The organism is Hymenobacter sp. FMD4 (genome assembly GCF_058932745.1).
Genome location: NZ_JBZYWH010000038.1, coordinates 1 through 11,886 on the forward strand (window position 1 = coordinate 1; position 11,886 = coordinate 11,886).

Sequence of the window (11,886 nt, forward strand, 5' to 3'; positions counted from 1 at the left end):
GCCACTTGTGGTAAGCACCTCCGTAACGGTGCCCAACGAGCCAAACCGTATCATCAGTCGCTGGCTGGTCGCTGGTTGGCGAGTGGTTGAGCATTGCTCACCGGGCTCGGTGAAGTAGTAATATACGCGTTGCACCTGTTCCTGTAATTCCTCTTCGTCGGGCCGGCCAAGCAGGTCCGCTACGGCGTTTACTCGGGCGCCATACAGCATATCGCGGTTTTGGTACAGAGCCGCGAACTGGGCTTTGCGCTGACCGTTGCAACCTCGGGCATCCTGGCGCCAAGCAGCCGCGTCAAAATTCGGGATAGAAGAAATGGAATGGCCGCAAGCAGATAGCAGCAGGAAAGACAATAAACCGGTGACCGTACGTTGTAACATCATGTAAACCAGTTCAACATGCAAGCGTAAAATAGCTCGCAGTTGGACAAAACTACTATTTTTGCTTTTGTCAAAGCGCTTCCACTGATTTTGCGCTTTCCTCTACCGCCCATGAAGTTCTTTCGTAACGCTGCTGCTAGCGGTTTTCTCTTGCTGGCTACTTGGCTGAGCCCCGCCACGGCTAAGCCAACTGCTAACCCGCCAGGTGCTACCAATGTTGCCTATATGGCTGCTTTTGAACAGCAGGTAGTGCGCACTTACGCCGGGGCCAACTTGGCTAAAACTGGCTTGAGCGTTCAGGTGTTGCGCAATGCATTGATCGGCTATTACAACATGCGTGGCCGTGGGCTAGCCAAACAGCCGGTGCTCACGGTTATTGATTTCAGCCGCTCCAGCCGGCTAAACCGGCTTTGGGTAATTGACCTTGAACGTTCCCGCCTGCTACACCATACACTGGTAGCACATGGCCGAAATACCGGCGAAGAATATGCCCGCTCGTTTTCAAATCGTACTGGCTCCGAAATGAGCAGCTTAGGTTTTTACGTAACCGGGCAAACGTATCAGGGCAAGCATGGCTTGTCGCTGCGACTCATGGGGATGGACCCCAAGTTCAACTCGAAAGCCGCCGAGCGGGCCGTGGTGGTGCACGGAGCCGACTACGTAGGCCAAGATTTTATTCGTCGGCATGGCCGACTGGGGCGTAGCCAAGGCTGCCCGGCTTTGCCGCAGGCGCAATCAGCCAGCATCATCAAAACCATCAAAAATGGCTCAGTGCTGTACATACAGGGGCCCAATACGGTTTCGTATGCATCAAACTGGCTAAACTTGAATAATGCCCTGCCGGGCTTTGCCCGACTACAGGGAATAACGCCCACTATGCTGCAAGCTGGTCAGTAAGTCCCTTGCTACCGTTTTAACTAAAAAGGGCCGGCTTCTGCACCAGAAGCCGGCCCTTTTTGTGTTTTTTTAGGAAAGTGCTTTAGGAAGGTCGGTCGCTGATGGTGCGTACCAAGCTGATACCGGCAAAGAAAAACAGCATGCCGACGCCCAAAGGGACCAGCGAGTTGACTTTGCTAAGATTGGCCATGCCAAGCAGGCCCAAGGCTCCATAAATGATGGCTGCAATGCCAAGAAGGGTCAGCAATGAGCCAAAGGTGCGTTTCTGATTCATAGTCGGGGGAGTTAACGTTGGAGGTGCATGGCACAAGGCCAGCACATTTGCCTGATACGCAAGCTGCAAAAAAGTGGCTGTTGGGAGAGTCATAACCCTGCTGTCCGGGCCTCGTTAGACACTCAGCAGCTATCGGCTGCTTTCTTCCCCACCATCCTACTAAGACCATCACACCATGAGAGGCGGCCTTCGATACTTAATCGCACTTGTAGTTGCGGGCTTTTCACTGATATCATACTACTGCAGCCGGCAGACCAACCCCGTAACGGGCGAAACCCAATACGTAAGCATGACCACCGAGCAGGAAATAGCCCTGGGTCTGCAGGCAGCCCCGCAAATGGCGCAGCAATACGGTGGTTTGCACCCGGATCAGCAAGCCCAAACCGCGGTCGACCGCATCGGAGCCGCTTTGGTACAGGCCTCGGGCGCGGCCCGCTCGCCTTATCGCTTCGATTTTCATTTGCTAGCCGATGAGCAAACCATTAATGCCTTTGCCCTGCCGGGTGGGCAAATATTCATCACGGCTGGCTTGCTCAAAAACCTCCAGACCGAGGGGCAACTGGCCGGCGTGCTGGCCCACGAAGTGGGGCACGTAATCGGGCGACACTCGGCCGAGCAGCTGGCTAAATCGCGCCTGACGCAGGGCTTGGCCGGTGCCGCCGGCATAGCTGCCTACGACCCCGACCGGCCGGGCAGCGCTATAACCAATGCGGCCGTGGCGGCAGCCATTGCTAAAGTTGTATCGTTGCGTTTCGGCCGCGAAGACGAGTTGGAATCCGATCGGCTGGCCGTGAAATACACGGCGGAAGCAGGCTACGACCCGCGCGCCATGATCCAGGTCATGAGCATTCTGGAAAAAGCCGGTGGGGGTGGCGGTAGCCGAAGCCCAGAGTTTCTGAGCACCCATCCCAACCCAGGCAACCGCGTTGGGGTGCTGGAGCGCGAAATTGCGGCGGAATTTCCCAGTGGAATTCCTACGGGGCTAAAGCCGTAACTGCCGCAGTCGAAATCTGCAAAAAAGGCCGAGACGCATCTGTCCCGGCCTTTTTTATGTGCTCGTTGTATGCAGGGCCGGGAGCACCGCTTACCTTGTAAGCATGTATAATGCTCCTTCCGTGCTCCACCGGCTGCTCTTCGTAATGAACCCCATTTCGGGAGATATTGATAAGGAGCAAAGCCAAGCCTTGATCAACGAATTTTGCACAAAGCAGGGCTTGGAGGTGGTTTTCTTTTCAACCACTGGTGAGGATGACCTGGCTCGGCTCCGGGCGCACCTGCGCTTACACGCTTACGACGCAGTTTTTGCTGCCGGCGGCGACGGAACGGTAAACCTAACGGCGCAGGCGTTGGCCGGAGGCAAGGTGCCGTTGGGCATTATCCCATTGGGGTCGGGCAATGGCTTATCCAAGGATTTAAAAATTCCGCAGGATCCGCAAGGTGCCTTGCAGCTGATTTGCGGCTACCGTGTGCTGGCCCTAGATACCTTGTTGGTAGGAGGGCAGTTTTGTGCCCACCTCTCCGATCTGGGCTTCAATGCGCTTATAGTGGAAGAGTTTGCGAAGGGGGAAACGCGCGGCCCCGGGGCCTACGTGCGCGTAGCGCTGCAGGAATACCTGAGCTACCAGCCCGATAACTACCGCGTGCTAACGGATAAGGAGACTTGGGAAGGCCGAGCTTTCATGCTCACCATCGCCAATGCACGCACCTTCGGCAGCAACGTCGTAATCAACCCCGACAGCCGCATGGACGATGGGCAGTTTGAACTTTGCGTCATTGAGGAATTCCCGGCGACGGCGGCTCCTGGGATTCTCTACCGATTGTACACCGATGGCTTCGACGAATCGGACTATACCTTGCGGCTACAATGCCGGCACGCCCGCATAGAAGTGCCCGGCCAAACGAGTGTGCAGGTGCAGGTGGATGGCGAGCCGATACAGCTGCCGACTCCCATTGAGGTTAGGATTTTGCCCGCGAATCTGTGGGTGCTGGTGCCCCTGGAGGAACAGGAGCTACCTCATTCTTAATAGGCCAGCGAAACGTGGTTGGCGCCGGTGTGCCCTGTGCATCGGCCGGCTCCCAGGTTTGGAGCCACAACTCGCCGCTGGCGTAGAAATCGAGCGTGAAAAAACCTTTGTGCTCGTGGGTAAAAGTGGCATTGCCACCAGGGGCCACGTACGACGTCTTGCTGCCGGCGCCGCTCACGAGGTAATGCACCCCCCGGCGTTGAAAATACTGTAGGTTGTGGTCGTGGCCGGCGGCGTAGACCAGGCCGGGGAACTCGCGCAGCACCTGCAGCAGCCGACGGCGCATGCGGCGGTAGCGCGGATGCGCCATGTCTTCGGCTGCACCCAGTACCCTGCGATAAGCCGGAAACAGGGAGCCGATGATGGGCAAGGGCACGTAAGCTTTCTTGTGAGCCGCAGTCAATGGAAATACGTGCTGCTTCACTGTGAATTTGCCACCATGAACGGCATTGGAATACAGCGGATGGTGCCCTGCCACAATGATTTGCTGATCTTGGTAGTCATGCAGCAACTGCCGCAGCTGCGCAAAGGGCTGCCGGGCATCGGAGGCGCTACAGCCTTGCGCATGACCAAGCGGGCGAGTGCCATTCTGGACCCACCACTGGGTATTGAGTACTAGGAGTACTAAGCCCGGTGCCAGAGGTAATGCTATAGGGCCTGGGCATCCGTTTTCGGGCAAGTATAGCGCGCCGGGCAAGTGTTGGCGCACGTATTTCTCTTGTTCCAAGACATACGCATAGCCATCGGCGCGGCCCTTGTTCCAGTCATGGTTGCCACTCAAAAACACCACCTGACCCTGAAACTCACGAAGCGCATCCAGCTGTACGCCGAGACGGTGCTCAGCTGCTGCGCGGCGCGGATGGCCTTCGGGCGGCAGGCCGGTGGGGTACACATTGTCTCCTAGAAGCACTATGGTAGCATCAGGGCCGGCGTCGCGCAGCCAGTGCTGCAGCAGGTTCAACACCGGGTCCTGGCCGTCGGTGGCTACTGCTCCCAGGTCGCCTATCAGACAAACGCGGTGCACTGGGGCCTCGGTCGGGGGAGTTAGCGTATCCCAATGACTAGCCGGGGCTGCCACGAAGGGCCGGCGTCGTTGCTGCCGTTCGCGCACGTAGCGGTACAGCAACCACAAGACCAGCAGTCCAGCGGTGCCAAGCAGTGCCAATAACAGGGGGGACGAGGTAGACAAAGCACAGAAAGTAATGCTAGCTATACGGCAAAGACGCTGGCTTGACCTGATCAGCCGTTGTTGAAAGGCTTAGAAGTTGGGCGGCGTCAGGTGCTTGAAGTGTCCGTTCTGGCGCACACGCTCTTTCAGACGTTCGGTTTCCTGTAGCACCGGCATTATGTGTTCCAGGTGTTGGAGCACCATCTGCTGCCGTTCGGCTTCGGTATCGAAGGTCAGCAGCTGGTATTCCTGCTCCGTAGACAAGCCCAAGTGGTGCGCGACGTCGAAAGTTTTAAAGTCCGGTGAAAGCTCGATGAACAGCTTCTCTAGTCCCAACGTGCTGTATAACTGCTCAACCATTTCACGAATGCGCTGCTTACTTAGCGGGTCCTCTGACTCGTCATCGGGGAGTGGCTCGATGTGGCCCGCGGCGTAAAGCTTACCAGGGGCTTGGCGCAGCATCTCCTGCACCCGGAAGCGCCCAATGGCCAGCGTGCAGATATCGGACTCACCAGTGGGGTAGGCCCGTTCCACTTTCACCAAGCGCATTTCGGTGCCGATGGGCTGCAATGCGTCGCCTAAGAAAGGCGGGATGCCAAACGTAAGGTCTTCGGCCAAGCAATCGGCAATAAGCTGCTGGTAGCGCGGCTCGAAGATGTGCAGGTTGAGTTTCTCACCCGGAAACACCACCAGGTTCAGTGGAAACAAAGGCAGGAGGCGGGACATAGCGGTAACGACTAACCTGAGTAAGTAAGGTACAACCAGGTAACTTGGCGGTGACGCGTCTGGTTGTAATTTTGACGCGTAGCGGCGTTTGCCGCCTTTCAAGCTGATTTGTTGATGGCAGACTTTGCAGACCGGCTGCGGCTGGCGCGGCGCGTGGCGCTGCAAGTGCTGGCTTCCCTGTTTTTGGTGTCGGTGGTGTGGGTGCTGCTCTACCGCTGGATATCACCGCCGGCTACTTGGCTGATGCTGGAGCGCCGCAGCCACCGCCCCGCCGCCAACTACGGCGGCCTGCTACCTGAGGGCGCCTCCCGCCGCATTCACTACGATTTTGTGCACATGGATGAGGTGTCGCCGCAGCTGGCACTGGCTTTGGTAGCCGCCGAAGACCAACGTTTTCTGCAGCACCGCGGCTTCGATACCGAAGCCATGTGGAAGGCTGCTAAGCACAACATCGGCAGCCACGGGCCCATCAGGGGCGGCAGCACGATTTCGCAGCAGGTAGCCAAAAACGTGTTTCTCTGGCAAGGCCGAAGCTACGTGCGCAAAGCGGCCGAGGCGTACTTCACCGTGCTTATCGAAACGCTGTGGAGCAAGCGTCGCATCCTGGAAGTATACCTGAACGTGGCCGAGATGGGTGACTGCGTATTCGGAGCCGAAGCGGCGGCCCAACAGCACTTCCGTAAGTCGGCCAAAAATCTAACCCGCAGCCAAGCCGCCATGCTCGCTGCGGTACTGCCCAACCCCTTGCGCTTCCAAGCCGGGCACCCCGGCCCGCAAACTCGGGCAAAGCAGCAACGGGTGCTGCGCAACATGCAGCGCCTGGGCGGCACTGCTTTCGTGGCCGAGGTTCTGCAGGACTAAGGATTAGGCTCTGCTATTACTTCTGAGCTTGCCCAAAGGCAGCCCAAAACTCATTTTTCTAAGCCACTGATGAAGCTGTACTCCACATTGCTAAGCCTGCTGTGTTCCGCGCTTTTTGCCTGCTCTGTATCCACTAGCTCGGCTCCGATTGCAGCCACGTTTGGTGGAGAAGAGCAGCAGATTCGCACCATCCTGGCGACCCAAACCGCCGCCTGGAACCGCGGTGACGTCGCGGCTTTTATGCAAGGCTACTGGAAATCCGATTCCTTGCTGTTCATCGGTAAAAACGGACCGACCCGCGGCTGGCAGCGCACGCTCGATAACTACCGCCGCAGCTACCCCGATGCCGCGGCCATGGGACAATTGAACTTCTCGCAGCTGCGCATCACGCCCATCAGCCCCGATGCGGCTCATGTAGTAGGGCAGTGGCAGCTGCGCCGCCCCGCCGCCGGCGACCTGCAAGGCTGGTTTACGCTGCTCTTTCGCAAGCTGAACGGGGAGTGGGTGATTGTGGCCGACCACTCAAGCTAGTCTGTTGTAAGGCAAAAAACCGTTGCGCGACGGGCTAGACTCGAGTACGCGGCACCACTTGGTACAGTGAACTTGCGTTTAGCTCGTCGCGCGCCGATTTTCGCGCTACAGCTCTTCCTCTGGTGTGTTGTCGTCCCTCTCTTTATCGGCTACTACGGCAGGCACGGCTTCCTGAAACACCAGCCCCGTTTTGACGGCGTGCTCGGCGGCGTTAATGGTGTCCTTCACGAGCAGCATTTCCACTTGCTCGCCGCGCAGCTCCTCCGATACGCGTTCCACCAAGGCAGCCCGATCGGGCAAGTTCACGTCGCGGATGTAAATGGCCAGCACGCGGCCGGGGTGGCGGCGCACTACTTCGCGGTAAATGTTAGCGTCTTCCTGCCCGGAGTCGCCGATGAGCACAAAGGGCAGCTCCGGATACGTCAGCAGCACGTTGTCGATTTCCTTAAGCTTGTGGCCGTGGTGCTCCGATATGTCACCGGCGCTTTTGCGCTTGAGGGCCATATCGCGCAGCAGCAGCGGACCGGGCGGAATTTCGTTCAAGGCCAGAAAATCATCCAGCAGATCGTACAGGTTCCAGGGCGAAGAGCTGACGTAGAAAAACGGGTTATTGCGCTTGCCGTTGCGACCCAACTGCAGCTGGCGATAAAATTCGGCTACACCTTTGAAGGGCAAACGGGACCGAGCGTTTCGCAATAGTACGGTGCGGGCCATGCGCAGCAGATGCGTGGCTGAAGTCTGGATGACGGTATCGTCGAGGTCGGAGATGATGCCGTACTCCGCATCGGTGGGGGGCACCATAACGGGGGCGTAGGCCACCCGCTGATCGGGCAGCGGGGCCGGTGCCTGCACCAGCTCCACCTCCACGGGGTGCCACAGAAAATCAACCGGCGGATTCAGCCGTTGCGGCTCGATATTCAAGGTGAAGTAGCCTTCCTCATCCGTTACCACCGTGTGTTCGGTGCCGTCGCCAGCCCGGATGAGCAGCTGCGCCCCGGGAATCTCGTGCGAGTCGAAGCGGCGGTACATGTTCACCAGATTGTGCCAGCGCGAGGCCTCCGGATCGGGTTCTGAAATGCCTCGATCAGTGAGCACGCGGCCCTTGATGTACAAACGGTTGGCAGTGCCGTAGCTGCGGTAAGGCACGATTTGCAGCGGGTGCAGAAGGCCAAGGCGGGTACGAGCGCGCCGAATGAGGTCGTCGGCGTTTTCGGCGAGGTTGTTCAAACGGTTGAGTAAGGACATAGCGGCAATATGGGGGCTGAAAGCTATTCAACGAGGTATAGGAGGGGAGTGTTAGGGCCGTGTACCTTCCACCAACGACTGCGTATGTTGCCTGGCAAGGCGTTTATAGACCCATCAGCTGATGAAAACTTCCTTACTTTTTTTGTGGCCTATGGGGCATATATCTGCCTGTGCCTCCTTGCCTCCCAGGCAAACCATAACACAAGTGGAGCTGCAAACGCAGGCTACGGCCGCTGAGGCTTACAACATTGTATGGCTGCGGGCCACACTGACTAACCGCAGTAACCAGCGCTATCGTATCGTTACCATGCCGGATTCCGTGGACCTGACTTGCCACGATACAAATCAAGGCTTGTCCCTGGCCGGCATCACACCCAACGCCGCTCCATTGGCGGGCTGTTCAGGCTGTGCTAACACAGGGGTATTACCACGCTATGAGACCCTCAAACCCGGTGCGCAACGTGTTTACTGGGTAAAGGTCGACTTCAACCGGGTGTTTCCAAAGTGGGCGGTCGATACCATGCAGCGGCGCCCATGCTCCGGTTACCTGAATCGGACTACCGGGCAGTATGAAGTGCGGCTGCGCTACATGCAGAGCAACAGCCACCCGCGGTATTTGGGTATGATCGAGGGAAATACGGTAACGGTGCTACGCCGGGAGTGAATAAAAAGGCCAGCTACCGTAGCAGCTGGCCTTACTGAAGCCAATTGTAATAAAGGCTTATAAAATGCTTTTCAGCTCGTTGAAGGCCGTGTTGTTCACCGTGCGGTTGCGGCAGTTTAGCTCATTGGCGCGGGTGGTAATGGCTTCGATGCGCGAACCGGGGTTGGGGTGGGTACTCAGGAATTCCGGCGGGTTGCCCTGGCTCTGCTCTTCGGCCTTGACAAAGAAGCCGGCTGCCCCGTCGCAGGCGTAATGGCCGGTGCCGTTCAGGTATACCACGGAGTACTGATCGGCCTCGCGCTCAAAGTCGCGGCTGAATCTTAAGGAGCCCAGGCCCGTAGCAATTTGTGCCAGTTGACTGGGGTTTTCGCCCAGCACCACGCTCAACAGCAGGTTGATACCGTACTCGTTCTGAAGCATGCGTGAGGTATGGCGGCGGTCGGCGTGGGCAATTTCGTGGCCCAGCACACCGGCCAGCTGGCTTTCGTCGTCGAGGAACTTTATCAGGCCCGTAAACACGTAAATGTGGCCGCCGGGCGTGGCGAAGGCGTTCTGGATGTTGTCGTCTTTGATGATTTTCACATCCCAGGGAAATTCATTGCGGTACTGCAGCTGGCCGGAGTTCAGTACGCGGTTTACCACGCCGTCGAGCAGCTGGTAGGCGCGCTGGTTGCGCGCATCACTGCGTTCCAGCAGCTTGCCCTGGGCGCGGTACGTGGAGTCGGTTTGGGCGGCCACTTGCTCGCCCAGGGTTTTGTCGTCTTCCACGCTGAACAGAATCGGGTTGCCGTTTTCGTCGGTGCAGGAAGACATGGCACCCATCGACAAAGCCAGGGCAGCCAGGATATATAAGCGGGAAAAAGAGCGTCGGAGCATGGGCGGAGGGTGATGCAATGGGTGGTGAAAGGTGTGGCTGGCCGAGCCAAAAGAAAAAACGGTGCCAAGAGCTTGATGCGCCCCGATACGCGCATAGGTTGACAGGCGTTGCATTCGGGCTGTAGCCGGGTACTTTTGAGGGGTTCAATAATTGCTCGATTACGATGACTAAGTGCTTAGCAGCTTTTATAGGATTGGTTTTCGGTCTTGCGGTATTGATGCCGGCCGGAGCACGCCCGCGCGAAACCGGGTTTCTGAACCGCACCGTAACGGTAAACGGCGTCGGCTACCGCTACCAGGTGTACGTGCCGGCCGAGTATTATCAGCGCAAGCAGCGCTGGCCGGTTATTCTGTTTCTGCACGGCGCCGGCGAGCGAGGCTCCGATGGGTTGATGCAAACCCAAGTCGGCCTGCCCGCCAGCATTCGGCGGCACGTGGAGCGTTGGCCGGCCGTGGTCGTGATTCCGCAATGCCCCACGGAGCAGTACTGGACCATGCCCGCCATGTACCAGATGGCCCTGGCCGCTCTGGAGCGCGCCACGCAGGAATTTCGCACCGATGCGCAGCGCCATTACCTGACGGGCCTTTCCATGGGCGGCTACGGCTCTTGGAAGCTGGCAGCCGAGTACCCCGGCAAGTTCGCGGCGGTGGTACCTATTTGTGGCGGTGCCCAGCTGCCGGCTGTGCTCAAAGTCAACGACCAGGTAGACCCCGGCCTTTATGCCGATATGGCCCGACGAATCGGTCAAAGCGCCCCGGTATGGGCCTTCCACGGCGCCGACGACCCAATTGTGCCCGTAACCGAGTCACGACGGCTGGTGGAAGCCCTGCAAGCGGCCGGCGGCGCGGTGCAGTACACCGAGTACCCGGGCGTAGGCCACGACTCCTGGACGGCTGCCTACGACGAAGCGGCCTTGCCCCAGTGGCTGTTTCAGCAACGACTTAGCAAGCCCGCCAAATAACTGCAGTACGCCTTTCCTGCGTACAACGAGGGCCCCGGCAGCTGCCGGGGCCCTCGTTTTGTTTAGCGCCCTTCTTATATGCCTACTGCCGCTGCATCGCCCCGTCCCAAAACCAAAAAGAAAAAGCTGGCGCCCGTCGAAGTCGACGTGCATGAGCTCTACAAAGACCCGGCCCGGCAGGCTGAGCTGGCCGGCTTGCGGTATTTCCCCGATACCAAGCCCGGCTTGACCCGCCAAGCTGGCCGCGACGGCTCTTTTACTTATCTCGATGCCAAAGGCCAGCCCGTGACGGACGAGAAAATCTTGCAGCGCATCCAGGGCTTTGTCATTCCGCCCGCTTGGACAGATGTCTGGATTTCGCCTTCGCCCAATACGCACTTGCAGGTAACGGGTCGCGACGCCAAGGGCCGCAAGCAGTACATCTACCACGCGCTGTGGGACCAGGCGCGCAGCCTCACCAAATTCAGCCGACTGCGGGCTTTCGGGGAAAAACTACCCGAATTGCGCCAGCGCATGCAGCTGGATCTGAAGCGGCCCAAGCTGGACAAGCAGAAAGTAGTGGCGTTGGTCTTGACGCTGATGGACCAATCGTTTATTCGCGTCGGCAACCGCGAGTACGCCAAGAAAAACAAGAGCTACGGTCTCACCACGCTGCGCGACCGGCACGTGCAGGTCAGCGGCGACGATGTGCGTTTCAGCTTCGTCGGCAAAAAAGGAGTGGCCCACGATGTAACCCTGCACGACCGGAAGCTGGCGCGCATGGTGCAGAAGTGCAAGGAAATACCCGGCCAGCATCTGTTTCAGTACTACGATGCCGACGGGCACCGACAAGAGCTGGAATCAGGCGATGTCAACGATTACCTGCGCGAGGTAACCGGGCTGCAGCTCTCGGCTAAAGACTTCCGCACCTGGGGTGGCACCGTGAAGATGGTGGACTGCCTGGAGCAGGTGCTCGAAGCGGAGCCCGAACTGCCCAAGGATAAAGTGCTCAAAAAAGCCGTGAAGGACGTGGCCCACAACCTGGGCAATACGCCCACTGTGTGCTCCAAATACTACATCCACCCGCAGGTCGTGGATCTGTTTCAGTCTGATAAGCTCATTGATTACCTGCGCCGTCACGATGTCGACCCCGCTGAGGACAACCTGCTCACGCCTACCGAGCACCTGGTGCTGGATATGCTAGGCGAAGTGAAATAGCTGAGAGGTTTTGCTGATGCGGGGAAGGTACCGATGCTGTACAACCAGCAGTGTATTCCCCGCGCTAAGCCACTTGGGTCTGA

At 58.3% G+C, this 11,886-nt stretch carries 14 protein-coding genes; 8 read left to right on the forward strand and 6 right to left on the reverse strand.

The window, feature by feature from the left end; translation table 11 throughout:
- Nucleotides 1-381: hypothetical protein (locus AC5FXY_RS21190; protein WP_493558724.1), on the reverse strand; the 381-nt coding region annotated here is incomplete at its 3' end.
- A 108-nt stretch (nucleotides 382-489) separates the two neighbouring features.
- On the opposite strand from AC5FXY_RS21190, the gene AC5FXY_RS21195 reads away from it, so the two are divergent.
- Nucleotides 490-1,275 carry a murein L,D-transpeptidase catalytic domain family protein gene (locus AC5FXY_RS21195; protein ID WP_493558725.1) on the forward strand — a complete coding sequence of 262 codons (786 nt, stop codon included), beginning with the start codon at nucleotides 490-492 and terminating at the stop codon, nucleotides 1,273-1,275.
- An 82-nt stretch (nucleotides 1,276-1,357) separates the two neighbouring features.
- Here the strand turns inward: AC5FXY_RS21195 and AC5FXY_RS21200 are convergent, their stop codons facing one another.
- A complete protein-coding gene (locus AC5FXY_RS21200; protein ID WP_493558726.1) occupies nucleotides 1,358-1,549 on the reverse strand; it encodes a hypothetical protein in 192 nt (63 codons plus the stop codon).
- A gap of 289 nt (nucleotides 1,550-1,838) precedes the next feature.
- Between AC5FXY_RS21200 and AC5FXY_RS21205 the strand changes: the two genes are divergently transcribed.
- Together AC5FXY_RS21205 and AC5FXY_RS21210 are read left to right on the forward strand one after the other, a co-directional pair.
- The gene (locus AC5FXY_RS21205; RefSeq protein WP_493558727.1) at nucleotides 1,839-2,543 is read left to right on the forward strand and encodes a M48 family metallopeptidase; all 705 of its coding nucleotides are present in this window, start codon (nucleotides 1,839-1,841) and stop codon (nucleotides 2,541-2,543) included.
- A 103-nt stretch (nucleotides 2,544-2,646) separates the two neighbouring features.
- Nucleotides 2,647-3,573: a diacylglycerol/lipid kinase family protein gene (locus AC5FXY_RS21210; RefSeq protein WP_493558728.1), complete on the forward strand. Its 927-nt coding sequence runs from the start codon at nucleotides 2,647-2,649 to the stop codon at nucleotides 3,571-3,573.
- Here the strand turns inward: AC5FXY_RS21210 and AC5FXY_RS21215 are convergent.
- Together AC5FXY_RS21215 and AC5FXY_RS21220 are read right to left on the reverse strand one after the other, a co-directional pair.
- A complete protein-coding gene (locus AC5FXY_RS21215) occupies nucleotides 3,506-4,762 on the reverse strand; it encodes a metallophosphoesterase (protein WP_493558729.1) in 1,257 nt (418 codons plus the stop codon). The two genes, AC5FXY_RS21210 and AC5FXY_RS21215, sit on opposite strands and share 68 nt — an antisense overlap.
- Nucleotides 4,763-4,831: 69 nt before the next feature.
- Nucleotides 4,832-5,467: an LON peptidase substrate-binding domain-containing protein gene (locus tag AC5FXY_RS21220; RefSeq protein ID WP_493558730.1), complete on the reverse strand. Its 636-nt coding sequence runs from the start codon at nucleotides 5,465-5,467 to the stop codon at nucleotides 4,832-4,834.
- Nucleotides 5,468-5,581: 114 nt separating this feature from the next.
- On the opposite strand from AC5FXY_RS21220, the gene mtgA reads away from it, so the two are divergent.
- Nucleotides 5,582-6,328, forward strand: coding sequence for a monofunctional biosynthetic peptidoglycan transglycosylase (gene mtgA, locus AC5FXY_RS21225; protein WP_493558731.1), 747 nt, complete (start codon nucleotides 5,582-5,584; stop codon nucleotides 6,326-6,328).
- 69 nt (nucleotides 6,329-6,397) lie between these two features.
- Nucleotides 6,398-6,859 (forward strand): YybH family protein, encoded by a 462-nt coding sequence (locus AC5FXY_RS21230; protein ID WP_493558732.1) that lies wholly within the window; start codon nucleotides 6,398-6,400, stop codon nucleotides 6,857-6,859.
- A 105-nt stretch (nucleotides 6,860-6,964) separates the two neighbouring features.
- Here AC5FXY_RS21230 and AC5FXY_RS21235 read toward each other — a convergent pair whose 3' ends face one another.
- Nucleotides 6,965-8,104 carry an App1 family protein phosphatidate phosphatase gene (locus AC5FXY_RS21235; protein ID WP_493558733.1) on the reverse strand — a complete coding sequence of 380 codons (1,140 nt, stop codon included), beginning with the start codon at nucleotides 8,102-8,104 and terminating at the stop codon, nucleotides 6,965-6,967.
- A gap of 205 nt (nucleotides 8,105-8,309) precedes the next feature.
- Here AC5FXY_RS21235 and AC5FXY_RS21240 point away from each other — a divergent pair, with 205 nt between their 5' ends.
- A complete protein-coding gene (locus tag AC5FXY_RS21240) occupies nucleotides 8,310-8,768 on the forward strand; it encodes a hypothetical protein (RefSeq protein ID WP_493558734.1) in 459 nt (152 codons plus the stop codon).
- Between the two features lie 57 nt (nucleotides 8,769-8,825).
- Here the strand turns inward: AC5FXY_RS21240 and AC5FXY_RS21245 are convergent, their stop codons facing one another.
- Nucleotides 8,826-9,644 (reverse strand): M48 family metalloprotease, encoded by an 819-nt coding sequence (locus AC5FXY_RS21245; RefSeq protein ID WP_493558735.1) that lies wholly within the window; start codon nucleotides 9,642-9,644, stop codon nucleotides 8,826-8,828.
- 218 nt (nucleotides 9,645-9,862) lie between these two features.
- On the opposite strand from AC5FXY_RS21245, the gene AC5FXY_RS21250 reads away from it, so the two are divergent.
- Both AC5FXY_RS21250 and AC5FXY_RS21255 read left to right on the forward strand, forming a co-directional pair.
- On the forward strand, nucleotides 9,863-10,606 hold the full coding sequence (locus AC5FXY_RS21250; RefSeq protein ID WP_493558736.1) for a carboxylesterase family protein: 744 nt from the start codon (nucleotides 9,863-9,865) through the stop codon (nucleotides 10,604-10,606).
- Nucleotides 10,607-10,684: 78 nt separating this feature from the next.
- The gene (locus tag AC5FXY_RS21255) at nucleotides 10,685-11,803 is read left to right on the forward strand and encodes a DNA topoisomerase IB (protein ID WP_493558737.1); all 1,119 of its coding nucleotides are present in this window, start codon (nucleotides 10,685-10,687) and stop codon (nucleotides 11,801-11,803) included.
- The last annotated feature ends 83 nt before the right edge of the window (nucleotides 11,804-11,886 follow it).

Bases quoted from the DNA above. Each gene is read 5' to 3' on its own strand.
- AC5FXY_RS21210 (WP_493558728.1), top strand. From the start codon at position 2,647: ATGTATAATGCTCCTTCCGTGCTCCACCGGCTGCTCTTCGTAATGAAC.
- AC5FXY_RS21230 (WP_493558732.1), top strand. From the start codon at position 6,398: ATGAAGCTGTACTCCACATTGCTAAGCCTGCTGTGTTCCGCGCTTTTT.
- AC5FXY_RS21245 (WP_493558735.1), bottom strand. From the start codon at position 9,644: ATGCTCCGACGCTCTTTTTCCCGCTTATATATCCTGGCTGCCCTGGCT.
- AC5FXY_RS21200 (WP_493558726.1), bottom strand. From the start codon at position 1,549: ATGAATCAGAAACGCACCTTTGGCTCATTGCTGACCCTTCTTGGCATT.
- mtgA (WP_493558731.1), top strand. From the start codon at position 5,582: ATGGCAGACTTTGCAGACCGGCTGCGGCTGGCGCGGCGCGTGGCGCTG.
- AC5FXY_RS21255 (WP_493558737.1), top strand. From the start codon at position 10,685: ATGCCTACTGCCGCTGCATCGCCCCGTCCCAAAACCAAAAAGAAAAAG.
- AC5FXY_RS21235 (WP_493558733.1), bottom strand. From the start codon at position 8,104: ATGTCCTTACTCAACCGTTTGAACAACCTCGCCGAAAACGCCGACGAC.
- AC5FXY_RS21195 (WP_493558725.1), top strand. From the start codon at position 490: ATGAAGTTCTTTCGTAACGCTGCTGCTAGCGGTTTTCTCTTGCTGGCT.
- AC5FXY_RS21250 (WP_493558736.1), top strand. From the start codon at position 9,863: ATGCCGGCCGGAGCACGCCCGCGCGAAACCGGGTTTCTGAACCGCACC.
- AC5FXY_RS21220 (WP_493558730.1), bottom strand. From the start codon at position 5,467: ATGTCCCGCCTCCTGCCTTTGTTTCCACTGAACCTGGTGGTGTTTCCG.
- AC5FXY_RS21205 (WP_493558727.1), top strand. From the start codon at position 1,839: ATGACCACCGAGCAGGAAATAGCCCTGGGTCTGCAGGCAGCCCCGCAA.